General features: G+C 60.3%; 25 protein-coding genes and 1 tRNA gene. 13 read left to right on the forward strand and 13 right to left on the reverse strand.

Features of this window, described 5'->3' with window-relative positions:
* Positions 1-68 precede the first annotated feature (68 nt).
* The 5 genes from GS612_RS05575 (at position 69) to GS612_RS05595 (ending at position 3845) form a co-directional block, all read left to right on the forward strand.
* Positions 69-1133 carry an SPOR domain-containing protein gene (locus GS612_RS05575; RefSeq protein WP_171639334.1) on the forward strand — a complete coding sequence of 355 codons (1065 nt, stop codon included), beginning with the start codon at positions 69-71 and terminating at the stop codon, positions 1131-1133.
* Complete coding sequence (nagZ, locus tag GS612_RS05580) at positions 1130-2137, forward strand: beta-N-acetylhexosaminidase (protein WP_171639335.1); 1008 nt, start codon at positions 1130-1132, stop codon at positions 2135-2137. The genes GS612_RS05575 and nagZ overlap by 4 nt, the downstream gene beginning before the upstream one ends.
* Positions 2127-2921 carry a ScpA family protein gene (locus GS612_RS05585; RefSeq protein ID WP_152458239.1) on the forward strand — a complete coding sequence of 265 codons (795 nt, stop codon included), beginning with the start codon at positions 2127-2129 and terminating at the stop codon, positions 2919-2921. Before nagZ ends, GS612_RS05585 begins: the two co-directional genes overlap by 11 nt.
* Positions 2914-3564, forward strand: coding sequence for an SMC-Scp complex subunit ScpB (gene scpB / locus GS612_RS05590; RefSeq protein ID WP_171639336.1), 651 nt, complete (start codon positions 2914-2916; stop codon positions 3562-3564). The genes GS612_RS05585 and scpB overlap by 8 nt, the downstream gene beginning before the upstream one ends.
* A gap of 65 nt (positions 3565-3629) precedes the next feature.
* Positions 3630-3845: a hypothetical protein gene (locus tag GS612_RS05595; RefSeq protein ID WP_171639337.1), complete on the forward strand. Its 216-nt coding sequence runs from the start codon at positions 3630-3632 to the stop codon at positions 3843-3845.
* A gap of 3 nt (positions 3846-3848) precedes the next feature.
* Here GS612_RS05595 and GS612_RS05600 read toward each other — a convergent pair whose 3' ends face one another.
* From GS612_RS05600 to GS612_RS05635, 8 genes are all read right to left on the reverse strand, one after another.
* Complete coding sequence (locus tag GS612_RS05600; protein ID WP_171639338.1) at positions 3849-4928, reverse strand: 2'-deoxycytidine 5'-triphosphate deaminase; 1080 nt, start codon at positions 4926-4928, stop codon at positions 3849-3851.
* Positions 4929-4989: 61 nt separating this feature from the next.
* A tRNA-Pro gene (locus tag GS612_RS05605) sits at positions 4990-5066 on the reverse strand.
* 61 nt (positions 5067-5127) lie between these two features.
* Entirely contained in the window at positions 5128-5733 is a 606-nt protein-coding gene (locus GS612_RS05610) for a MerR family transcriptional regulator (RefSeq protein ID WP_171639339.1), read from the reverse strand.
* 18 nt (positions 5734-5751) lie between these two features.
* A complete protein-coding gene (ihfA, locus tag GS612_RS05615; protein ID WP_152458234.1) occupies positions 5752-6054 on the reverse strand; it encodes an integration host factor subunit alpha in 303 nt (100 codons plus the stop codon).
* 96 nt (positions 6055-6150) lie between these two features.
* Entirely contained in the window at positions 6151-7122 is a 972-nt protein-coding gene (locus tag GS612_RS05620; protein WP_171639340.1) for a beta-ketoacyl-ACP synthase III, read from the reverse strand.
* A gap of 21 nt (positions 7123-7143) precedes the next feature.
* A complete protein-coding gene (gene plsX / locus GS612_RS05625) occupies positions 7144-8232 on the reverse strand; it encodes a phosphate acyltransferase PlsX (RefSeq protein ID WP_152458232.1) in 1089 nt (362 codons plus the stop codon).
* 24 nt (positions 8233-8256) lie between these two features.
* Positions 8257-8463: a 50S ribosomal protein L32 gene (gene rpmF / locus GS612_RS05630; RefSeq protein ID WP_008756996.1), complete on the reverse strand. Its 207-nt coding sequence runs from the start codon at positions 8461-8463 to the stop codon at positions 8257-8259.
* A 205-nt stretch (positions 8464-8668) separates the two neighbouring features.
* Entirely contained in the window at positions 8669-9205 is a 537-nt protein-coding gene (locus GS612_RS05635) for a DUF177 domain-containing protein (RefSeq protein ID WP_171639341.1), read from the reverse strand.
* An 85-nt stretch (positions 9206-9290) separates the two neighbouring features.
* On the opposite strand from GS612_RS05635, the gene GS612_RS05640 reads away from it, so the two are divergent.
* The 3 genes from GS612_RS05640 to GS612_RS05650 all read left to right on the forward strand — a co-directional run bounded on the left by GS612_RS05640 (position 9291) and on the right by GS612_RS05650 (position 12481).
* Positions 9291-9764 (forward strand): outer membrane protein assembly factor BamE, encoded by a 474-nt coding sequence (locus GS612_RS05640; protein WP_171167760.1) that lies wholly within the window; start codon positions 9291-9293, stop codon positions 9762-9764.
* Between the two features lie 84 nt (positions 9765-9848).
* Positions 9849-10604 carry a GNAT family N-acetyltransferase gene (locus GS612_RS05645; protein WP_171639342.1) on the forward strand — a complete coding sequence of 252 codons (756 nt, stop codon included), beginning with the start codon at positions 9849-9851 and terminating at the stop codon, positions 10602-10604.
* 68 nt (positions 10605-10672) lie between these two features.
* Positions 10673-12481: an ABC-F family ATP-binding cassette domain-containing protein gene (locus GS612_RS05650; protein ID WP_253286101.1), complete on the forward strand. Its 1809-nt coding sequence runs from the start codon at positions 10673-10675 to the stop codon at positions 12479-12481.
* A gap of 435 nt (positions 12482-12916) precedes the next feature.
* On the opposite strand, the gene GS612_RS05655 is transcribed toward GS612_RS05650, so the two are convergent.
* Together GS612_RS05655 and GS612_RS05660 are read right to left on the reverse strand one after the other, a co-directional pair.
* Positions 12917-13471 carry a sugar O-acetyltransferase gene (locus GS612_RS05655; RefSeq protein WP_171639343.1) on the reverse strand — a complete coding sequence of 185 codons (555 nt, stop codon included), beginning with the start codon at positions 13469-13471 and terminating at the stop codon, positions 12917-12919.
* 10 nt (positions 13472-13481) lie between these two features.
* Positions 13482-14237: a 3-hydroxyacyl-CoA dehydrogenase gene (locus tag GS612_RS05660; protein WP_171639344.1), complete on the reverse strand. Its 756-nt coding sequence runs from the start codon at positions 14235-14237 to the stop codon at positions 13482-13484.
* Between the two features lie 574 nt (positions 14238-14811).
* On the opposite strand from GS612_RS05660, the gene GS612_RS05665 reads away from it, so the two are divergent.
* On the forward strand, positions 14812-15354 hold the full coding sequence (locus tag GS612_RS05665) for a hypothetical protein (protein ID WP_171639345.1): 543 nt from the start codon (positions 14812-14814) through the stop codon (positions 15352-15354).
* Here the strand turns inward: GS612_RS05665 and tyrS are convergent.
* Positions 15342-16595, reverse strand: coding sequence for a tyrosine--tRNA ligase (gene tyrS / locus GS612_RS05670; RefSeq protein WP_171639346.1), 1254 nt, complete (start codon positions 16593-16595; stop codon positions 15342-15344). The two genes, GS612_RS05665 and tyrS, sit on opposite strands and share 13 nt — an antisense overlap.
* A 305-nt stretch (positions 16596-16900) precedes the next feature.
* On the opposite strand from tyrS, the gene GS612_RS05675 reads away from it, so the two are divergent.
* From GS612_RS05675 to GS612_RS05685, 3 genes are all read left to right on the forward strand, one after another.
* On the forward strand, positions 16901-17974 hold the full coding sequence (locus GS612_RS05675; RefSeq protein ID WP_371809328.1) for an anhydro-N-acetylmuramic acid kinase: 1074 nt from the start codon (positions 16901-16903) through the stop codon (positions 17972-17974).
* Positions 17975-18052: 78 nt separating this feature from the next.
* A complete protein-coding gene (locus tag GS612_RS05680) occupies positions 18053-18343 on the forward strand; it encodes a hypothetical protein (RefSeq protein ID WP_171639348.1) in 291 nt (96 codons plus the stop codon).
* A gap of 10 nt (positions 18344-18353) precedes the next feature.
* Positions 18354-18815 (forward strand): phage holin family protein, encoded by a 462-nt coding sequence (locus GS612_RS05685; protein ID WP_171639349.1) that lies wholly within the window; start codon positions 18354-18356, stop codon positions 18813-18815.
* A gap of 17 nt (positions 18816-18832) precedes the next feature.
* Here the strand turns inward: GS612_RS05685 and GS612_RS05690 are convergent, their stop codons facing one another.
* Both GS612_RS05690 and GS612_RS05695 read right to left on the reverse strand, forming a co-directional pair.
* Positions 18833-19600, reverse strand: coding sequence for an extensin family protein (locus GS612_RS05690; RefSeq protein ID WP_171639350.1), 768 nt, complete (start codon positions 19598-19600; stop codon positions 18833-18835).
* Between the two features lie 97 nt (positions 19601-19697).
* Positions 19698-20117 (reverse strand): cupin domain-containing protein, encoded by a 420-nt coding sequence (locus GS612_RS05695; protein ID WP_171639351.1) that lies wholly within the window; start codon positions 20115-20117, stop codon positions 19698-19700.
* An 85-nt stretch (positions 20118-20202) separates the two neighbouring features.
* Here GS612_RS05695 and GS612_RS05700 point away from each other — a divergent pair, with 85 nt between their 5' ends.
* Positions 20203-21621: a YdiU family protein gene (locus GS612_RS05700; protein WP_171639970.1), complete on the forward strand. Its 1419-nt coding sequence runs from the start codon at positions 20203-20205 to the stop codon at positions 21619-21621.
* The last annotated feature ends 8 nt before the right edge of the window (positions 21622-21629 follow it).

The raw sequence follows: 21629 nt of genomic DNA on the forward strand, positions 1-21629 counted from the left end.
GGTACGAGGTAGGCAAGAAATGACCCGCGCGCCTTATTTTCGGGCGCGAAGCGGGCAGTGAGGCGGACATGGCGAGTTACGATTACTCGGGGCATCAGAGCCCTGGGCAGAATGATTACCCGAATCAAGCGCATTTCGAGGATGCGTATGACTATCCCGACGAGATGCAGGATTACGACGCGCCGCGCGGCGCGTTCGGACTGGGGCGGGCCGTCAATTTCCTGGGGGCTGTTGCATCGTTGGCACTGGTCGCCGGTGTCGGTATCTGGGGATACAAGCTTGTCATGCGGGATGTCAGCGGCGTGCCGGTCGTGCGTGCAGCCGAAGGGCCGATGCGGGTGCAGCCCGAAAACCCGGGCGGAACACCGGCCGATCATCAGGGCTTGGCCGTGAATGCCGTGGCAGCCAAGGGCAGTGCCGCCGCCCCGGCGGATCGTCTGATTCTTGCGCCGCGGCCGGTCTCGTTGACGGATGAAGACGTACCTGCCGCTGATCTGAAGCCGACACCGGCGCTGCATGTGGTGGAAAAGCCGATTTCAACCCAGGAAGCCGCCCGATTGCGCCAGAACGCAGTGGATGCGCTGGTTGCGGAACTTGCTGGTGAAGCAGCCAAAACTCAGCAAAACGCCGAGGATGGCGTGCAGCTGGCATCGCTGACCACCCCCGAGGAAGAACCCGCAATTGACCCGGCCGATTTCGCAGCCGCCTTGCCGGACCCGGCCATTGCCGCGCTGCCGGGCGTGCGCCGGTCCTTGCGCCCCTTGACCCGCCCGGCACGCACCTCACGCAGCCGGGTGTCGCCAAGCGAGAATTCCGAAGACGCCATCAATGCCGCGGTGAAGGCTGCGGTTGGGTTGGATGTTGATCCTGATACGCTGGCAAAAGGCACGCGTCTGGCGCAGCTTGGGGCCTATGACAGCGTCCAGGTTGCGCAAACGGAATGGGATCGCCTGAACGGGAAGTTCGGCGAATATATGGCAGGAAAACAGCGCGTTATCCAGAAGACCTCAAGCGGTGGGCGCACCTTTTACCGCCTGCGCGTGCTGGGCTTTGAAGACCTGAGCGACTCGCGCCAGTTTTGTGCCGCGCTTGTTGCGCAAGGGGCTGATTGTATCCCGGTGGCCGTCAGGTGAAGTACGGTGCCACGATCACCGATGCAGAGGGCCTGCGCCTGACGCAACAGGAAAAAGACTTGTTTCGGCAGATGAACCCGTTCGGGTTCATTCTGTTCGCCCGCAACATCGAACACGCGGATCAGGCGCGCGCCTTGTGTGATGATTTCCGCGAGGCAGTCGGGCGTAATTGCCCGATCACCATCGATCAGGAAGGTGGGCGCGTGCAGCGCCTGCGGGCGCCGCTGGCCCGCGAATGGCTGCCTCCGTTGGATCACGTAGCCAATGCCGCCGAGCAGGCCGAGCGCGCCATGTATCTGAGGTACCGCCTGATTGCCGATGAATTGTTTAGTCTGGGCATCGACAGCAACTGTGCGCCCATGGTGGATGTCGCGCGTCCCGAGACGCACAAGTTCCTGAAGAACCGCTGTTATGACGCTGATCCTGAACGCGTTTCCAGAATTGGCAAAGCCGTGGCGCAGGGTCATCTGGATGGCGGAGTGCTTCCAGTGCTCAAGCATATTCCGGGCCATGGACGTGCCACGTTGGACAGCCACCATGACTTGCCGCATGTGGATCTGCCCCTGGATGAGCTTGAGCGAAGCGATTTCGTGCCGTTCCGGGCCTTGAACGACCTGCCGATGGGGATGACTGCGCATTTGGTCTATGACCGGATTGACCCGCAGCCTGCCACTATCTCGGCAACCATGATGGATGTGATCCGCGACAGGATTGGCTTCGGCGGGCTGATCATGACCGATGACATCGGGATGAAGGCGCTCAGCGGAACGCCTGCTGAGGTGTCGCGGCAAGCCATAAGCGCGGGCTGTGACGTCGTTCTGCACTGCAACGGAAGCTTTGCCGAGCGCGCCGAGGTGCTGGAAGCTGCCGGGGAGATGTCCGATGTGGCACAGGCCCGCGCAGAACGGGCACTGGCGATGCGCAAAGCTCCGCAGGAACTTGACATCCCTGCCGCCGAGGCGGAACTATCTGCCCTAATGGGCGGGCAGGTATATGAACGATAATCTTTTCAGCGAAGATCCTGTCTCGGTCGCGGATCGTCTTGCGGCCGAAGCGCTGATTGTTGATGTCGATGGGTTTGAAGGCCCGCTGGACGTTCTTCTGACCCTGTCGCGCACGCAGAAGGTTGATCTGAGGAAAATTTCCGTACTCGCGCTGGCGCAGCAATACCTGGCCTTTGTCGAAAAGGCGCGGGCGCTGCGGATCGAACTGGCCGCCGACTATCTTGTGATGGCGGCCTGGCTGGCCTTTTTGAAATCCCGCCTGCTGTTGCCGCCAGACCCCGAAGACGAGGGACCTTCGGGCGAAGAGCTGGCCGCACATCTGGCGTTTCAATTGGAACGCTTGCAGGCGATGCGCGACGCTGCGGCACGATTGATGGCGCGCGATCAGCTGGGACGGGATTTCTTCAAACGCGGGCAGGGCGAAGATATCACCCGAATCCGCACCGTCACCTATTCCGCCACGCTGCTGGATCTGATGCAGGGCTATGCCCGCATCCGCACCCGTGATGAATTCCGCCCGTTTGTGATGGACCGCGATTCGGTATTCACCATGGAACAGGCATTGGAACGGATGCGACCGCTGATCGGGTTTGCCGGGACATGGACCGACATGGAAACTTACCTGCCCGATGGCTGGGATTCCGACCCGGTAAGGCGCAGGTCGGCAACGGCGGCGACCTTTGCGGCCTCGTTGGAACTGGTGAAAGAAGGACATATGGAAATCAAGCAGAGCGAGACATTCGCTCCGATCCAATTGCGCAAGAGGACCGAAACACGTGACTGATGCCCCAGAAGAGACCGGTACGCTGTTCGAGGCACCTCCGCTGGCAGAGCAGGAGCGTATGGTCGAAGCCGTTCTGTTCGCCAGCGCCGAGCCGGTGACGATTGCGGATCTTGAGGCGCGGATGCCCCATGGCAGCGACGCGGCGCAAGCACTTGAATTGCTTCAGAAACGGTATGAGGGGCGTGGCGTGCGCGTTGTGCGCGTAGGGGATGCCTGGGCCATCCGCACGGCCCCTGATCTGGGCTTTCTGATGCAGAAGGAAACGGTCGAGACGCGCAAGCTCAGCCGCGCCGCGATCGAAACTCTGGCCATCGTGGCCTATCACCAACCCTGCACACGGGCCGAGATCGAGGAAATCCGGGGCGTGTCGGTCTCGCGCGGGACCATCGATCAGTTGCTTGAGATGGAGTGGATCAAGCTGGGCCGCCGCCGTATGACGCCGGGTCGTCCGGTGACGTTTGTGGTGACGCCTGAGTTTCTGGATCATTTTGGTCTGGAAAACGCGCGCGACCTGCCGGGCCTGAAAGAGCTGCGCGCCGCGGGATTGTTGGAGAATCGGCCTCCTCCGGGTGCGATCCCTTTGGGGGAACGGCGCGAGGACGAAGTTGACGAAGACCAGAGCGAGTTGTTCGAAGAAGAGTGATCGAACAGCCCTTTTGTTGCCGCATAAAGCGCCTATCTTTGTGCGAGAGGACACGGAGTTGAGCGATGAATGCAAACCGGATCATCGACATGATTGTGCGCCAGGTCATGCGCCGTCTGGTCAACAAAGGTGTGAACAAGGGTATCGATCTGGCCAGCCGAAAGGGCGGCGGACCCGGCACATCGAATAGCCCCGGAAAAGCCAGCGCGCCGCGACATGCGCAGAACCTCAGGCAGGCACAGCGCGTGACCCGTCAAATGCGCCGGTTCATGAAGTTCTAGGGGTCAGCTTGCGGCCTTGAAGTGCTTTGACAGTTTCAGGCCCTGACCCTGATAGTTCGATGCAATGCCTGCACCATAAAGCTGCGTCGGCATTTCAGCCATTTTCTCATAGACCAGACGTCCGACGACCTGTCCGTGTTCCAGCACGAATGGCGCTTCGTGGCAGCGCACCTCAAGCACGCCACGGGAACCGGCCCCCCCGGCAGCGGCATGGCCAAAACCGGGATCGAAGAAGCCTGCATAGTGCACTCTGAACTCACCGACCATCGCCAGATAGGGCGCCATTTCAGCCGCGTACATCGGTGGAATATGCACCGCCTCGCGGCTGACAAGGATATAGAACGCGCCGGGGTCCAGGATGATGCAACCATCCTTGGTGCGCACCTCTTCCCAATAGTCCTGCGGATCGTATTCACCGATTCGATCCAGATCGATCACCCCTGTATGAGGTTTGGCGCGATAGCCCACCAGATCGGTATCGGGCAGTTGCAGGTCGACGGAAAAGCCCAGACCGTCCTGAATGACGGCAGGTCCGTCCACAAGCGGAGATTGCGCATGCAAGGTCCTCAGTTCCGCATCGGACAACACGGCCTGACCGTGGCGGAAACGAATCTGGTTCAGACGCATCCCGGGACGAACCAGAACCGAGAACGAGCGTGGGCAGATTTCGGCATAAAGCGGGCCTGTGTAACCTGCGGGCACGCGGTCGAACTCGGTGCCGCCATCGGTGATCGTCCGCGTCAGAAGGTCCAGTCGCCCGGTCGAGCTTTTGGCGTTGGCCACGGCGCTCATGCTGTCGGGCAGGGCAAGCGATTCCATCAGGGGCACCAGATAGACGCAGCCCTTTTCAAGAACCGCGCCATCCGAGATATCGATGCGGTGCATCTCAAACTCGGTCAAGCGATCCGTGACAGTCCGGCCTTCGCCCGCAAGAAACGAGGCGCGGACACGGTAAGCCACTGTTCCCAGTCGCAAATCAAGGCTGGCGGGTTGAATCTGGGCAGGCAGAACCTCTGGTTCGGCGCTGATCTCACCGCGCGCGATCATCGCCTCAAGCTGTTGGTTCGGGCAAACACCTGTCATCTCGATCCCCCCTGGTGCCAGAGCGGGATCTGGCCTGTATGCCATAAACGTCGGTGTAATTTGGTCGGGCTAGCAGGACTCGAACCTGCGACCTTCCGTCCCCCAGACGGACGCGCTACCAGGCTGCGCCATAGCCCGACGTTGGGGTGTTCATAAAGATTTTCCCGGCAGGGGCAAGAGGAAATCAATGCCTTTTGTCCTAACCCGTCGCCTGTGTTTCAACCCGGTCCAGCCATCGGCGCAGATCTTTCGCAATCGGAGCGATGCGCCGCAGCAGGTCGTCATCAAAATCTGTCTGATTCCACGCAAGCGACGCGATTCCCCCCATCAAGGGCGCGGCATCCAGTTCGGGCTCTGGCTCGGGCTGTGATGCGTCAGAGGCGCGTGCGTTTGTCTGCGCATCGTCCTTGCCGGTTGGCTGGATCGGGTCGCGCAGATCCATGCGAATCTGTTCCGTGGCGGCGGCGGGCTTTGGTTCGAACGGCACCACGGTGTCCTGGGCAGGCGCAATCGGGGCCGGGCCGGGATCGTCCAGGGAAGGGGACAGCGCCGCGACATGTGCGACGCCTTGTTCGCGCAGGATACGCTGGACACCTTTGATCGTGATTCCGTCTTCGTGCAGCAGTTTCTTGATCCCGCCCAAAAGACGCATGTCGTTCGGGCGATAATACCTGCGTCCACCTGCGCGTTTGACGGGCTTTACCTGCGTGAACCGGCTTTCCCAGAATCGCAGAACATGAGCCTGAACACCGAGCCAGTCCGCAACTTCGCTTATGGTGCGAAAGGCATCGGGGGACTTACTCATAACCTGGACGTCCTGAAATTACTTGCGGTTCCCGGCTGCGACGCGATCTTTCATCAGATGCGACGGGCGGAACGTCAGCACACGGCGTGGCTGAATCGGGACTTCTTCGCCGGTTTTGGGGTTGCGACCGACACGGGCGGTCTTGTCGCGAACACTGAATGTACCGAAAGAAGAGATCTTCACCTGTTCACCACGCACCAAGGCGTCGGACATGTGGTTCAGAACGCTTTCAACCAGCTGCGCACTTTCGTTCCGTGACAGACCTACCTCACGAAAGACGGCTTCGCTCAGGTCCATTCGAGTCAGTGTTTTGTCGCCCATGCTAATTCCCCTATTGCTGTTGAAGCATATGGGTATGGCAAATTCGCTGTCAATATCAATGAATTGCGGGCGGCTGTGTAAGCCGGTTTGCGCCGGTTACCAGCGCAGAACCACTGCGCCCCAAGCCAGACCGCCGCCAATGGCTTCGGTCACGATCAGATCACCCGGCTTGATCTGTCCGCGCTGCTTGCCCACGGACAGGGCCAATGGGATGGATGCGGCCGACGTGTTTCCGTGATCCTGAACGGTCACAACCACGTTTTCCATCGGCAGGTTCATTTTCTTGGCGGTGCCCTGAATGATGCGGATGTTGGCCTGATGCGGCACGATCCAATCAACGTCCGAACTGTTCAGCCCCGCTCGTTCCAACGCTGTTTCCGCTGTTTTCGTAAGCTTTTCAACGGCATGACGGAAAACCTGATTGCCCTGCATACGCAGATGCCCGGTGGATTGGGTCGAAACACCGCCATCGACATAGAGAAGATCCTTGTAGCGCCCGTCCGAATTCAGGTCGGTTGCCAGAATTCCGCGGTCCTCGGCGGTGCCTGTGCCCTCTTGAGCCTCCAGCACCACTGCACCGGCGCCATCGCCGAAAAGAACGCAGGTGGACCGATCGGTCCAATCCATGATCCGTGAGAAAGTCTCGGCCCCGATCACCAGCACGCGTTTGGCCTGACCGGAAACAATCAGCGCATTTGCGTTGGACAGTGCAAAAACGAATCCGGCGCAAACGGCCTGCACGTCAAAGGCAAAACCCTTGGTCATGCCCAGCCGTGCCTGAACCATGGTGGCGGCCGAAGGAAAGGTCAGATCCGCCGTTGAAGTCGCCAGTACGATTGCGTCAATATCATCCGCCGTCAGGCCCGCGTCGGCCAGCGCGGCCTGGGCGGCATTGGTGGCAAGATCGGATGTCGTCTCGTCCTCGGCAGCAAAATGGCGGCGTTCGATCCCCGAGCGGGTCTTTATCCATTCGTCGGTCGTGTCCAGGGTTTTTTCAAACTCGGAATTGGGAACAACGCGTTCAGGCAAATAATGCCCGACACCTACTACAACTGAACGGCCTGCCATTTTCCGGTACTGCCTTTTTTGTTATTTATCTGTTTGCGGCGCTGATTGCGCGGCATCTTGTGCAAGCTGGGCAGTGGATGCAACCCGCGCAGCCAATTTTTCGGAAAAGCCGGACTGCGCCAGGGTGAAGGCCAGTTTGATCGCAGCTGACACGCCTGTTGCGTCAGCGCCGCCGTGGGATTTCACCACGGTGCCGTTCAGCCCCAGAAACACGCCACCATTCACGCGTCGCGGGTCGATCCGTTTCTTCAAACGGTTCAGTGACGTGATAGCCAGAATCGAGGCCAATCGGGATAGGGGAGAGTATTTGAACGCCTGCCGCAGCAGGTCACCGATCAGGCTTGCCGTGCCTTCGCCGGTCTTGATCGCGACGTTGCCGGTAAAGCCATCGGTTACAATGACATCCGCCTTGTCACCGGGGATGTCGCTGCCTTCGACGAAACCCACGAAATCGAAATTCGCCTGTTCCGCGAAGCCCGCGATCATCGAGTGCGCCTCTTTCAGTTCGGCGCGCCCCTTGTGTTCTTCGGTGCCGACATTCAGAAGTCCGATCCGAGGGCGGCTCAGGGCCAAACCGTTGCGCGCATAAGAGGCGCCCATCAGGGCGTATTGCAGCAAATCCTTGGCGTCGGCGCGCACATCTGCGCCGACATCCAGCATCACGTTGAACCCCTGAGGGTTGCGCGAGGGCCACAGTATCGCGATGGCAGGCCGGTTCACGCCCGGCAGTTTGCGCAGGCGCATCATCGACAGGGCCATCAGCGCACCGGTATTGCCGCAGGACACCGCGCCATGGGCTTCGCCCTGGCGTACCGCTTCCAGCGTGGACCACATCGAGGTCTCTTTGCCGTTGCGCACGACTTGACTGGGCTTGTCCTCCATCGTGACCACGCCCGAGCAATCACGAAAAACGACGCGCCCCTCAAGGACACGCCGTTTGGCGACAAGCTTGCGCAATACCTGTTCGGGCCCGTGCAGCAAGAACCTGATATCTGGGTTCTTGTCGGCCGATTTCGCAAGACCGGCAACAACGACCGAGGGACCTGCGTCCCCACCCATAGCGTCGACCGAGATGGTTATCCGTCCGGCGTGCGTGGGCTGTTCAGTCATGCCTTGGTCTGCGCTCGATCAGGCTTAGGCTGCGTCTTCGTCCAGATCGATTTCATCGGCCTGAGCGACGACTTCGCGATCATCATAGTGGCCGCAGGATGCGCAAACGTGGTGCGGGCGCTTCAGCTCGCCGCAGTTCGGGCATTCGTTCGGGTTTGCAGCAACCAGAGCGTCGTGTGCGCGGCGGTTGTTGCGACGCGACTTGGAAACTTTGTTCTGTTGGACGGCCATGGTCTCAACCTTTGTCTGACTAGGGGTCGCAGAATCGCTGCCGACCCGGGTTTCGTAGTTCGTTTATCGTGGTTTGACGCGCGTTTAGGCGACGGGCCCCGCAATGTCCAACCCAAAATCCGATGAGCGCGCGAAAATACTGCGATTCTCGGTATGTTCAAGCGATTTTTCTGACCGCCTGCTATGACAGGAAAACTGCGCTCTGTCACTCGTCTTTTTTGAGAGCATCGCGCAATCCTGCCAATCCGGCGAAAGGTTTGGCGTCTTCGTCGGTCATCGCCTGTTTTCCGGGTTCGGTATAGTCTTCCTGACCCAGTTCCGCACCCTCCTTGCGCGGGTATTGCGGCAGAGCCAGCGACAGCGCCTCGACCATCACCGATGCGGGGTCGATTTCCGGGCCCAAGGGCTCGGATTCGTCATCGTGAGGAATTTCGAACTCGGGTTCATCCGGGTCGGTCCAATCGGCCAGAAAGGTGCGATGCACGGGAATGTCGATCCGGGTCGTGACCGGTTCGAGCGTCACGACACAGGGTTGGATCACGGTTGCACCGAGTTTGCCGTTAAGAACCCAGTCGCGCTTGCCCTGTGCGCGAAGCTCGCCGGAAAAGCTGAGTTTGCGCAGCCCCAACAGCCCCAGATCCTGCCTGATCTCATCCAATGCGGCGCTTGCGGGGCGCAGTTCAAAGGGTGTCGGGGCGTTCTGGGGCAGGTCAGCCACCCGAAATGATGTAACGTTGCCCATTCGTGAGCCTTTCTATGTGTTGAACCGTGGCAGCGGTTTCTGTAATCGGATAGAAGCCGCAAGAGGCCAAGGCAAGAGGGTGTGCATGTTGAAGGTAGTGAACCGGTTGAAACCAGCGACGAAATCGCTTGTGTTTGTTGCCTGTCTGGCTGCGGCCGGGGCCTGTACGCCGATCTACAAGAATCACGGCTATGTGCCTCCGGCCGAGGAACTGGCCGAAATCAAAGTGGGCGTCGATACGCGCGACAGCGTGGAAGAAGCCATCGGCGCACCGGGTGCGTCCGGGGTCGTGCGGGATTCGGGCTATTACTATGTCCGCTCGCGGGTGCGCCATTACGGCCCGAAACGGCCCGAAGTGGTGGCGCGCGAACTGGTCGCCATCAGCTTTGATCAGCGTGGAGTCGTCAGAAACATCGAGCGTTTTGGCCTGGAAGACGGCATCGTGATTCCGCTGGAACGCCGGGTGACCGATTCCAACGTTCAGGACAAAGGCTTCCTGCGTCAGCTGTTGGGCAATATCGGCAACTTCAACCCGGCCAATATTCCTGGCGCCAACTGATCGCGGCGGAACCTTGCGTTGGTCACAAGGCGGTCACATGTCTTGTGTTAACGGTGTCGTGCCGACACTCGTGGGTCGGCACCCATGGAGGACGCGACCGTGGCGGCGGCAGTTATGTTGAGCAAGGGGCGCTATCACGCCCGTATGGCGGAATCGGCCGAGGATATCAGGGCCGCACAAAGCCTGCGGACACTGGCATTCGGCACCCGGCAACCGGACATTGACGATTTCGACATGCAATGCAGCCATGTTCTGGTCGAAGATATGCGATCCGCCGGGCAGTTGGTCTGCTGCTTTCGGATGCTGACAATGGAACATGGCGGTGAAATCGGGCGCAGCTATTCAGCACAGTTCTACGACCTGAGCTCGTTGGAAGGGTTCAGTGGCCGCATGGTCGAGATGGGCAGGTTTTGTGTTCATCCCGGCCTGAACGATCCCGACATTCTGCGTGTCGCCTGGGGTGCAATGACGTCCTATGTCGATCAACACAATGTCCAGATGCTGTTTGGATGTTCGTCCTTTGCCGGGACCGAAACCGGGCGATACCTTGATGCCTTTGCGATGCTCAAACATCGCCACCTGGCCCCAAAACGGTGGTTGCCGCGGGTCAAGGCTCCGGACGTGTTCCGCTTTGCCGCGCGTCTGCGGCGCCGGCCGGACGCGAAAAAGGCAATGTCGCGCATGCCGCCCCTGTTGCGAACCTATCTGATGATGGGGGGGTGGGTGAGTGATCACGCGGTTGTGGATCGCCACATGAACACGTTGCATGTGTTTACCGGGCTTGAAATCGGGGCGATCCCTCCGGCCCGAAAACGCCTGTTGCGGGCATTGGCCGGTTAAGATGAGTATTTCCGAAAAGGTGAAGACAGGGCGTTGACGCAGTGTGGCCGCCGGTTTAGCTGGCGGGCATGGCGAGAATTCCTTTGTTGCAGATGTCCGGCATATCCCTGACTTTCGGGGGCGAACCGGTGTTTTCCGAACTGGATCTGGTGGTACAGCCCGGTGACCGCGTGGCGCTGGTTGGGCGCAACGGGTCGGGCAAATCCACGCTGATGAAAGTGATGGCTGGACTGGTCGAGGCTGACCGCGGTGAAATTGTCGTGCCGCCCGGAAAATCCGTGGGCTATATGGAGCAGGACCCGACGATGGAGGGGTTTGCCACCCTGGGCGACTATGCGTCGAGCGGGTTGGAGCCGGGGGAGCTCTACAAGGTTGAACGGGCGGGTGCGGGGCTGAAATTCGATCCTGCGCGCCCGGTTGAGACTGCTTCGGGTGGTGAGCGGCGGCGGGCGGCATTGGCCAAACTGATGGCCGAGGCACCGGACCTGATGCTGTTGGACGAACCCACCAACCATCTGGATATCGAAGCCATCGCGTGGCTGGAGCGCGAGCTTGGGTCGACACGAGCGGCGTTTGTGCTGATCTCGCACGACCGAGCCTTTTTGCGGGCACTGACGCGGGCGACACTGTGGATTGATCGGGGCGCGGTTCGACGGCAGGAGCAAGGTTTTGACGCGTTCGAAGCCTGGCGGGACAAGATCTGGGAAGAAGAAGACCAGCAGCGTCACAAGCTGAACCGTCTGATCAAGTCCGAGGCCAAATGGGCGGTCGAGGGTATCAGCGCGCGGCGCAAACGCAATCAGGGCCGGGTGCGCGCCCTACAGGCGCTGCGGGCCGAAAAGGCGGCACAGATCAAGCGTCAGGGTTCCGCTGCGATGACGCTGGAGGCGGGTCCAAAATCAGGCCGCAAGGTGATCGAGGCCAAAGGGCTGGCCAAAGGGTTCGGTGACAAGCAGATCGTTCGGAATTTTGATCTGCTGGTGCAGCGCGGTGATCGTGTGGCCTTTGTCGGGCCGAACGGGGTTGGCAAGACGACCTTGCTGAAGATGCTTCTGGGGCAGGTGGAGCCGGACGAAGGTTCGGTGTCGCTGGGTACCAATCTTGAGGTCGCGGTGTTCGATCAGACCCGTGCGCAACTGGACCCCGAGATGAGCTTGTGGGACAGCCTGACCGGCGACCCGGACATGCGGGTTTCCGGCAAGGCTGATCAGGTGATGGTTGGCGGGCAGCCCAAACATGTCGTGGGCTATCTCAAGGAATTCCTGTTTGACGAGCGGCAGGCAAGAGCGGCTGTCAAATCCTTGTCGGGTGGGGAAAAGGCACGGTTGCTGCTGGCCAAGTTGATGGCGAAATCTTCCAATCTTCTGGTGCTGGACGAACCGACCAACGATCTGGATGTCGAAACGCTGGATCTGTTGCAGGAGCTGCTGGACGACTACGATGGAACGGTTCTGCTGGTCAGCCACGACCGGGATTTTCTGGACCGCGTTGCAACGACGACCATCGCAATGGAAGGCAACGGGCGGGCGACCGTCTATGCCGGCGGCTGGTCCGACTATATTGCGCAGCGGGGCGAAGTTTCTGAGAAAAAAGACGGCAAAACAAAGCTTTCCAAGCCGAAGGTGAAGCAGGAAGCAAAAGCCAGATCGGGATTGTCCTTTTCAGAAAAGCACCGGCTGGAAAAGCTGCCGGCCGAGATTGAACGACTGGAGGCCGAGATTGCAAAGCTCGAAGAATTGATGTCCGACCCCGAGCTGTTTACCCGCGAGCCGGTCAAGTTCCAGAAAGCGACCGAGGCGCTTGTCGAACGGCAAGACAAGTTGTCGGCGGCCGAAGAGGAATGGCTGACACTGGAAGAGAAAGCCCAGGCTGAGTAGACGCCAACTGCGCGCGCCTTATCAGACGGCGCGGAAAAAGCTGCTCAAGACCGGAGTTCGCCTGCTGCTTTGGTTTTGCCTGGGACCGGATCAGCGGATCCGCGTCAATTCGTTCAGCTTGCTTCGGCTGCGACCCCGTCGAGCACATTTATTCAAGTGGTGAGGTGAAGCGCCTTCAAATGCGTCTGCGACGGTTCGCGGCTGTTCCCAATTGCATGGAAGGCAACGACACCGGGATGTGTCGTGAACACATGCGGGTCGTTTTGGATTTATTCTCTTTCGGTGTAGGCGATGACGCTTCCGAGTTCGGTGCGATCAAAATCCACCTTGCCCGGGCGACCACCCTCGGGAACACGTTGACCCGGCGCTGCCTGATCGAAAAACTAGGCGCTGCGCCCCGCGAACAAGGCCCTGGTGGATTGGGGAAGAGCAGGGTTATCGGTGGGCGCGTATAGGCCGGGCAGGGTTTCCAACGACGGTCTCGCCGGGGGGAACGTCTTTTGTCACCACACTGCCGGCTCCGATGATGGCATTGTCGCCGATCGTAACGCCCGGCATGATGATCGCGGCCCCGCCGATCCAGACGTTTTCGCCGATCCAGACCGGGTGGGCGACTTCGAGGCCCCGAGCGCGCAAGGCAGGATCTTTCGCGTGTTCGGCGCAATAGATCTGCACCGCAGGTCCAAGCATCGTGTCATTCCCAATCGTCACCGGCGCGGTGTCGAGCACGACGCAGCCTGCGTTGAAAAACACGCGGTCTCCCAACGACAGGTTTATTCCGTAGGCACAGTGAAACGGAGCCTCGAGAAAACTATCCTGACCAAAGCCCGCGAACAGGGCTGCCAGTTCCGGCGCGATGGCCCCACGGGCATCCGGCGGGCATGTGTTATGGGCATGAACGGCCCGGCGCGCCTCGGCGCGAAGCGCATCCAGTTCCGGGTCAAGGCAGCAATACCATTCACCCGCTTCCATTTTCTGCCGCTCGGTCATGAGCCCCGGTTTAGCGCATACGCAGGGCACCGTCGATGCGGATGACCTCACCGTTCAGATAGCCCATCTCGACGATGAAGCCGGCCAGTCGTCCGTATTCATGCGGATCGCCAAGGCGGGCAGGGTTCGGGACGTCGGCGGCAAGCTGTTGTTGCACCTCTTCGGGCAGGCCCGCCAGCATCGGGGTCATGAAAATGCCCGGCGCGATGGTCATGACACGAATGCCGGTCGAGGCCAGGTCGCGGGCCATCGGCAGCGTCATGCCCACGACACCGCCTTTCGAGGCCGCATAGGCCGCCTGACCCTTTTGCCCGTCAAACGCAGCGATCGAGGCGGTGTTGATGATCACCCCACGAGCCCCATCTGGTTCGGGTTCATTCTTTGCCATTTCGGCAGCGGCCAGCCGGGACACGTTGAAGGTGCCAACCAGATTGATGTCGATCGTACGCTGGAAAGCATCCAGAGGGTGAGGGCCATCCTTGCCGACGGTCTTGATACCATAGGCGATACCTGCGCAATTCACCGTGGCCGTGATCTTGCCCATCTTGTCCATGCCATGGCGCACGGCTGCGGCCACCGACTCTTGATCGGTTACATCCGTTTGCACGAAATGCCCGCCAATCTCGGCGGCGACCTGTGCGCCGCGATCCGCATCACGATCCAGAATGGTGACCTGCGCGCCTTCCGAGGCGAAGTGGCGTGCCGTGGCTTCGCCCAGACCGGATGCGCCTCCGGTGATGAGGGCGGCAGTGGTGGACAGGTGCATGGTGAACTCCTCCCAAGGATATGAACACTTGTTCAATAACTGCATTTTGGGGCCAGAGTCCACAAATTTGAGAAAGCAGGATCCTGGTTGGCGGGTAGGGTCCTTGGCCCCGATGTTTTGGCCGATCCTCAACAAGACTTAATGCCGACTTCACGAAAACGCGCCTGTTCGTGAGCGAAGAACGCGGCGCCTTTGTGTGTTTTTCCGCCAGGAGGATCTGTTATGGTAATAAGTACGAAACACATACTGGGTGCAGTTGTCGCTGTGCCTGTTTTTGGAATGGTGATGGTTGGCGATGCTGCTGCTGCACCGGAAACCTGCAACTGGAAAACGGCTCGGAATCTTGCCAACGCAGGGGACTATGCCGGGTTGTGCGATTGTGTGCAGGTAACCCCGAGCTTTCTGGACAGGCTTCAAAAGCGGGCCGACTTTGAAACAACCTTGAGTGTAACCGGGGCGCAATGCCCGGGGCTGGCCGCGTTGCTGACGGATTTGCCGACGGCAAGCCTGTCTGGTTCCGCAGAAAATCGGGGTGAAAGCCGCGGCTCTGAACCCGGTGGGTCTGGATTCGCCGATGCTGGTGGAGCTGTCGGAGGCGGTGAAAGTGGCCCCGGCGGCGCGTCTGAAGAAAGCGAAAACAATGGAGGCGGCCAGTCCGGCGGTGGAGGTGAGTCCGGTGGCGGTGGTGAATCTGGCGGTGGAGGTGAATCTGGCGGTGGAGGTGAATCCGGCGGTGGAGGTGAATCCGGCGGTGGAGGCGAATCCGGTAGCGGTGATGAATCCGGCGGTGGAGGTGAATCCGGTGGCGGTGGTGAATCCGGCGGCGGAGGTGAATCCGGCGGCGGAGGTGAATCCGGCGGCGGTGAAGGCAAAGGCGAAGGTAAAGGCGGCAAGGGTAAAGGTGGTGGTAAGGGCAACAACGGCCATGGCAATGGCGGTGAAGGCAGCAGCCCGGGCCGCGGTCATAACGCCAACAATGACGAAAGTGGCGACCGGCCCGGTCGTGGCGGCGGAAAAGAACGCAGATAAGCACGGCTTACTGAATGAAAAACGGCCACCCGTTTGGGTGGCCGTTGCAGTTTCGTGTCTTTCAGCCTTGCCGGGTCAGCCCAGTTGAACCAGCGCGTGGCGCTTTTTGCCTGCGCTCAGCTTGATCGGCGAAGACAGGGCGTTTGCGTCGATCATTAGCCCGGCATCGGTCAGTGGCGCGTCGTCCAGCTTGGCACCGTTTTCGGCGATCAGGCGCTTGGCTTCTTTGCCGGATTTGGCGAGGCCGGATTTGACGATGATCTGCACGACGGACATGCCGTCACCCAGTTCGGCCTCGCTGAGGGTCAGGGTCGGAAGATCCCCGCCCACGCCACCCTTTTCGAAGACTTCGCGCGCAGTGGCTTCGGCGTTCGCCGCGGCCTGCACACCATGGGCCAGAGTCGTCACCTCGTTGGCAAGACGGATCTTGGCCTCGTTGATCTCGGATCCTTGCAGCGCGCCCAGACGATCGCACTCGTCCACCGGCATTTCGGTGTAAAGCTTCAGGAACCGCCCAACATCAGCGTCGGTGGTATTGCGCCAGAACTGCCAGAACTCGTAGGGCGAGCGCATGTCTGCGTTCAGCCAAACCGCGCCGTCCTGAGATTTACCCATTTTCTTGCCGTCGCTGGTGGTCAGCAGGGGCGAGGTCAGGCCATAGATCTCGTGATCCAGCACGCGGCGGGTCAGGTCGATCCCGTTGACGATATTGCCCCACTGGTCGCTGCCGCCCATCTGAAGCAAGCAGCCATAGCGGCGGTTCAGCTCCAGGAAGTCATAGGCCTGAAGGATCATGTAGTTGAATTCAAGGAAAGACAGTGACTGTTCACGGTCCAGTCGGGATTTCACCGATTCAAAGCTCAGCATCCGGTTGACCGAGAAATGACGCCCGATGTCGCGCAGGAAATCGAGGTAGTTCAGGTCGTCCAGCCACTCGGCATTGTTCAGCATCAACGCTTTGTTCTCGGCCTCTGTGTCATAGTCGATGTAAGCCGAGAACACCTTTTTGATGCCCGCGATGTTTTCGTCGATCTGTTCGGGCCCCAGCAGGGGGCGTTCATCGGCGCGGAACGAAGGGTCGCCAACCTTTGTGGTTCCGCCGCCCATCAGGGTGATCGGCTGGTGACCGGTTTTCTGGAACCAGCGCAGCATCATGATCTGGATCAGGCTGCCCACATGCAACGACTTGGCCGTGGCATCAAAGCCGATATAGGCCGGTTTGCACCCACTGATCAGCGCGTCGTCAAGGCCCTGATAATCGGTGCAGTCGGCGAGAAAGCCGCGCTCGATCATCGTGGCGATGAAATCCGATTTGGGGTGGTAGGTCATATCGTGCCCTTTGGGTTAATGTTGCGGGGCACTGTATAGGCGGCAGCGCGTGCGAGGAAAAGCCACCTTTTCACCTCGGGCGCGGGGTGTGGTCGAGGGTGTCGATCCAGACACGCGGGCTGAGAAAAAAATCGCCGGGCCGGCCCGGAACGCTTGCCTTTGCGCCCCAACAGAAGGCACGTTGACCGGGCTGCAACCCAAAGGTGAAATCCCGGACCCGGAGGCGGCGAAAGACACAGCCAATTCAGGAGGCAGGCTTGGGCCAGACCATCGCGAAACACGGAAAGCTCCGGGCTTTGGGCGCAATGTCCGGCACATCGATGGACGGGGTTGATGCCGCGGTGGTGGAAACCGACGGGCATTCGATTTACGGGTTTGGGGAAAGTGGATACCGCGCGTATTCGGATGCCGAACGCGACGTGTTGCGCGCCGCGCTGGGCCAGTGGCATGGTCCCCAGGTCGATGCGGCGGCAGAGATGGTGACGATTGCCCATGCCGAAGCACTGTCCGAGTTCGAGGATGTGGATCTGATTGGCTTTCACGGGCAGACGCTGGCGCATGAGCCGCGCGGGCGCGGGACCTTGCAGGTCGGTGACGGGCTGGGGCTGGCGCAGGCCCTTGGGCGCCCGGTGGTCTGGGATTTCCGCAGCGACGATGTGGCGATGGGGGGCGAGGGGGCTCCGCTTGCGCCTTTCTTTCATTTCGCCTGTGCCAAATGGTTCGGTGCGGACCGGCCGCTGTGTTTCCTGAACCTGGGCGGGGTCGGCAACCTGACCTATGTGGACCCGGCGTTCGAAGGCCCCGAAGCGCCCGGTGCGTTGCTGGCCTTTGATACTGGCCCGGCCAATGCGCCGGTCGATGATCTGATGCAGGCCCGGCTGGGGCTTCCGATGGACCGCGACGGGGCGCTTGCGCGCGATGGAACGGTGGAAATGGGCGCGCTGGAGCTGTTTCTGGCCGAGCCGTATTTTTCCCGCATGCCGCCGAAATCCCTGGACCGGAACGATTTTTCGGAAATGATCGGTTTGGTCAAGGAGCTCAATGACGCTGACGCGGTGGCGACTCTGACCGGTATGTGCGCCGCAGCTGTGGTGCAGGGGATGGAGCACTGTCCGAAACCTCCGTCCTGTGTGTTGGTCACCGGGGGCGGCAGACGCAACCCGGTGCTGATGGAGATGTTGCGCGTGTCGCTGGATTGCCCGGTCGAACCGGTTGAGGCGGTGGGGCTGGACGGCGACATGCTTGAGGCGCAGGCGTTTGCCTATCTGGCGGTGCGCGTCGCGCGGGGGTTGCCGACCTCTTGCCCCGGAACCACCGGCGTAAAGGCGCTTGTCGGTGGCGGGATCGTCAGTACGGTGTCGATGGACCCGGTCGGATAACCCGATCCGGAAAACAGTTCAAAAAAACAACTCTTTGTGCGACGATTGCCCAGACAGATGGATCAGGGGCATGGCAGTATGGCGACCAAGGCAGAGCTTGAGGCCGAGTTGGAGAAGTTGCGAAAGCGGAATGCGACGTTGGAGGCGCAGGCCGAAAAGGAAGCGGGTTCCGAAGATCCGCCTGAGAGCACCAAATCGTCGGATGAAATCCGGCAGCTGCTGGAAGACCACGGGATCGACCTGAGCCAGGTTCAGTCCTTGGGACATGACGTTGTCGAGGAGTTCGGTCGGCTTCAGAAAGACTATCCGATCACGGCGTTGCTGATTGCGTTTTCGCTTGGGTACGTCGTCGGGCGCGCGCAGGGCTAGGAGGCGGGTTATGAGCAGACTGAGCAAGAACCTGGTTACGATCTATCGGACCGAACGTTTGATCGCACGCCGCCGTCTTGGGGTGGTTCAGCAACAGACCATACTGATGGGCATCGCGGGCATCGCGGCATTGTCGGCGGTGGTGCTTTTGAATGTCTCCTTGTTCTTGGCGCTTCAAAGCTCGATGTCACCAGCTTGGGCGGCGGCGTTGTTGGCCTTTGGAAACCTCGTTTTCGCCGGGCTTATGGTGCTGATTGCAAGACGCCGAAATATCGACGACGAAGTCGCCCCGGCCGTCGAGGTGCGCGATATGGCCATAGCGGATATTGAAGACGAATTGGAGGAGATGACCGCAGAGGCCAAAGAGGTCGTGCAGGCGGTCAAGAGCATTGGATCGAACCCTTTGGGATCGGCAGCGGCGCTGCTGGTGCCGCTGATCAATTTGTTGATCAAAAGCCGAAGCGACAAATAGAGGCGCAACCCGAAGGTTCATCGACACACCGGAGCGCCCTTGCGGCGGGCGGTGTCAAAATGGAAATGCCCGACGTGATAGCGGTCGGCGTCCGGGCCAAGCACGGTTCCGAATATGCCGCAGGCGCCATCGTGCAACTCTCGCAAAACAGCGCCTTGCGCGTTGTTCCACCCGTCCCGGACCGTGATCTGTGTTCCGTCCTTTAGAACGAAGGTCGATATGTCGATCGCCCTTCCGCGCGCATGTTCCGAAATGCGTGAACGCGGTTGGTTGTTCTGGGTCTTGCAGGCATAGTGGCCAACGATCCGCATCCCTTTCAGCCCGCCGCCCATATCGGCAAAGGCTGGCTTGGCCGTGTTTTCGATCCACGTTTTCAGCGTGACCGCTGTCTGGCAATCCATCAATGAGAACTGGCTGAGTGCGATATCAGAGATTTTGTAAACCCGAACCGGGTTCGTGATCCCGCATCCGCGGGCCTTTCCCGCGACGGGCTTGCGTGTTTCACCCAGAATGGTCCAGTCGCCGCACACGGCGCCCCGTTCCTGCATTCGTTCACGGCCCGCTTCGAATTGCCGAAACTTGCAGGGCCGCAGGGCAGGACGCCTGGAAACCAGCACCGCAGGTTCGACTGTCACGGTCGGGTCAGCATCTTCAGCCGTTTCTTCCCAGGCAAGCTCTGGCGCAGTCAGATCGGATGCAAGACGGGCCTCGGCGCAGGCGGTCTCTGCGCTGGCGAATGCTGCGCTTTGACACAAGAACAAGACAGTCAGCAGGACCTGCTTCATTCTTACTCGTTACTCCGTCGCCTGTGGCTGCGTGTACAGAATGATCAATGGGCAACCGTCTGTAAACTCACCTTTTCAGAGATCGTTATGTGAGCGGTCATGCCTTGGGGATATCGAAGCCCGGTGCAGCAAGTTCGAACCCCTCGAACTGGAAACCGGGCGAGACCGTGCAACTGACCAGCGTGTAATCGCCCGTGCTGCGGGCGGCTTGCCAATGGCCTTCCGGGACGATCAACTGCGGGGCACCCTGCGACAGATCGGGTGTCAGCACATGATCTTTGGCGGGGCCTTCATCCGTCGCGCTCAGTGACAGGATCAGTGGCGCGCCTGCGTGGTACAGCCAGATCTCGGTCGCATCGACGCGGTGCCAGTGGCTGCTTTCGCCTTTCTGCAACAGGAAGTAGATGCAGGTGCCGGTGGGGCGACCTTCGTTTTCGGCGCGCCATGTCTCGGCGTACCAACCACCTTCGGGATGCCGTTGCAGGTTCAAGCGGTCGATAATCTCTTGTGCGGTCATGTGCTCCCTCGTGTTTGGGTGCGATTATGCACGGGCTGGCGTGATCCGCTATGGTATTCATGCGTCCGAGGGATATGTTTACGACATGACCCTGAAAATCCCCTTCGATAACTCTTATGCCCGTCTGCCGGATGCGTTCTTTGCACGGCAGTCACCGGTTCCCGTGCGCGCGCCAAGGATGATTGCGTTCAACGGTGATCTGGCCAGGTTGCTGCGGATTTCACCCGGTGACGTCGAGGACATGGCCGAAGCCTTTGCGGGAAACAGTATTCCCGAAGGTGCCGAGCCAATAGCACAGCTTTATTCCGGGCATCAGTTCGGGCAGTACAACCCGCAGTTAGGTGACGGACGTGCGGTGTTGCTGGGCGAGACGGTCGGAAAGGACGGGGTGCGCCGGGACATCCAGCTGAAAGGTTCGGGCCCTACGCCGTTTTCCCGCCGGGGCGATGGCCGGGCCTGGCTGGGGCCGGTGCTGCGGGAATATGTGGTATCCGAGGCGATGCATGCGCTGGGCATTCCGACTACACGTGCCTTGGCAGCCGTGGAAACGGGCGAGACCGTCTTTCGCGAAGGTCCGATGCCCGGAGCGGTCCTGACCCGGGTTGCATCCAGCCATCTGCGGGTGGGGACCTTTCAGGTTTTTGCAGCGCGTGGGCAGATGGACAGCCTGAAGCGCCTGACGGACTATGCCATCGCGCGGCATTATCCCAAGGCAGAAGGGCCGATGGGCCTGTTGCGTTCGGTGCGCGATGCGCAGGCCGGTTTGATTGCACAATGGATGAGCGTGGGATTCATCCATGGCGTGATGAATACCGACAACTGCTCGATCGCTGGTGAGACCATTGACTATGGCCCATGTGCGTTCATGGACACGTATCACCCCAACACCGTCTACAGCTCGATCGACCGGATGGGTCGTTATGCCTATTCGAACCAGCCCGATATCGCGGTGTGGAACCTCGCGCAGTTGGCAACGGCCTTGATCCAGCAGATGGACGACAAAGAGGCTGCCGTGGAAGAGGCGACCGAGATCGTCCACGCGATGCCGGACCTGCTGCAACAGAACTGGTTGTCCCGGTTCCGGGCGAAGATCGGACTGGCAACCGCGGACGAGGGCGATCAGGAACTGATCACCGACCTTCTGAAGCGCATGGCCGGGGGGCAGGCGGATTTCACCAATACCTTCCGGGCGCTGGGCGGTGGCACGGCGCGGGATCTGTTCCTTGACCCGGCAGCGTTTGACACCTGGGAAAAAGACTGGCGCGCACGGTTGGCGCGCGAAGCGGCGCCACAGGAGGTGATGACCGCCGCAAACCCCGCATTCATTCCGCGCAATCACCGGATCGAACAGATGATCCAGGCGGCGGTACATGGCGACTATGCGCCCTTCGACCGGTTGAACGCCGTGTTGGCGCAACCGTACGAGGGTCCAGGGGATGCGGAAGACCTGAGGCGTCCTCCGGCCGAAAATGAGGTGGTTCATGCAACATTCTGCGGGACGTGACGCAAAGC

It is taken from the genome of Ruegeria sp. HKCCD6157, assembly GCF_013110685.1.
Taxonomy (GTDB): domain Bacteria; phylum Pseudomonadota; class Alphaproteobacteria; order Rhodobacterales; family Rhodobacteraceae; genus Ruegeria.

Coding starts and splice junctions, on each gene's coding strand:
- GS612_RS05650 (WP_253286101.1), top strand. CDS start 10,673: ATGGCGAGAATTCCTTTGTTGCAGATGTCCGGCATATCCCTGACTTTC.
- GS612_RS05655 (WP_171639343.1), bottom strand. CDS start 13,471: ATGACCGAGCGGCAGAAAATGGAAGCGGGTGAATGGTATTGCTGCCTT.
- GS612_RS05690 (WP_171639350.1), bottom strand. CDS start 19,600: ATGAAGCAGGTCCTGCTGACTGTCTTGTTCTTGTGTCAAAGCGCAGCA.
- GS612_RS05595 (WP_171639337.1), top strand. CDS start 3,630: ATGAATGCAAACCGGATCATCGACATGATTGTGCGCCAGGTCATGCGC.
- GS612_RS05680 (WP_171639348.1), top strand. CDS start 18,053: ATGGCGACCAAGGCAGAGCTTGAGGCCGAGTTGGAGAAGTTGCGAAAG.
- GS612_RS05675 (WP_371809328.1), top strand. CDS start 16,901: ATGTCCGGCACATCGATGGACGGGGTTGATGCCGCGGTGGTGGAAACC.
- GS612_RS05575 (WP_171639334.1), top strand. CDS start 69: ATGGCGAGTTACGATTACTCGGGGCATCAGAGCCCTGGGCAGAATGAT.
- GS612_RS05620 (WP_171639340.1), bottom strand. CDS start 7,122: ATGGCAGGCCGTTCAGTTGTAGTAGGTGTCGGGCATTATTTGCCTGAA.
- tyrS (WP_171639346.1), bottom strand. CDS start 16,595: ATGACCTACCACCCCAAATCGGATTTCATCGCCACGATGATCGAGCGC.
- GS612_RS05665 (WP_171639345.1), top strand. CDS start 14,812: ATGCTGGTGGAGCTGTCGGAGGCGGTGAAAGTGGCCCCGGCGGCGCGT.
- GS612_RS05695 (WP_171639351.1), bottom strand. CDS start 20,117: ATGACCGCACAAGAGATTATCGACCGCTTGAACCTGCAACGGCATCCC.
- GS612_RS05660 (WP_171639344.1), bottom strand. CDS start 14,237: ATGCACCTGTCCACCACTGCCGCCCTCATCACCGGAGGCGCATCCGGT.
- GS612_RS05610 (WP_171639339.1), bottom strand. CDS start 5,733: ATGAGTAAGTCCCCCGATGCCTTTCGCACCATAAGCGAAGTTGCGGAC.
- ihfA (WP_152458234.1), bottom strand. CDS start 6,054: ATGGGCGACAAAACACTGACTCGAATGGACCTGAGCGAAGCCGTCTTT.
- GS612_RS05700 (WP_171639970.1), top strand. CDS start 20,203: ATGACCCTGAAAATCCCCTTCGATAACTCTTATGCCCGTCTGCCGGAT.
- GS612_RS05645 (WP_171639342.1), top strand. CDS start 9,849: ATGGAGGACGCGACCGTGGCGGCGGCAGTTATGTTGAGCAAGGGGCGC.
- rpmF (WP_008756996.1), bottom strand. CDS start 8,463: ATGGCCGTCCAACAGAACAAAGTTTCCAAGTCGCGTCGCAACAACCGC.
- GS612_RS05635 (WP_171639341.1), bottom strand. CDS start 9,205: ATGGGCAACGTTACATCATTTCGGGTGGCTGACCTGCCCCAGAACGCC.
- GS612_RS05585 (WP_152458239.1), top strand. CDS start 2,127: ATGAACGATAATCTTTTCAGCGAAGATCCTGTCTCGGTCGCGGATCGT.
- GS612_RS05600 (WP_171639338.1), bottom strand. CDS start 4,928: ATGACAGGTGTTTGCCCGAACCAACAGCTTGAGGCGATGATCGCGCGC.
- plsX (WP_152458232.1), bottom strand. CDS start 8,232: ATGACTGAACAGCCCACGCACGCCGGACGGATAACCATCTCGGTCGAC.
- GS612_RS05685 (WP_171639349.1), top strand. CDS start 18,354: ATGAGCAGACTGAGCAAGAACCTGGTTACGATCTATCGGACCGAACGT.
- GS612_RS05640 (WP_171167760.1), top strand. CDS start 9,291: ATGTTGAAGGTAGTGAACCGGTTGAAACCAGCGACGAAATCGCTTGTG.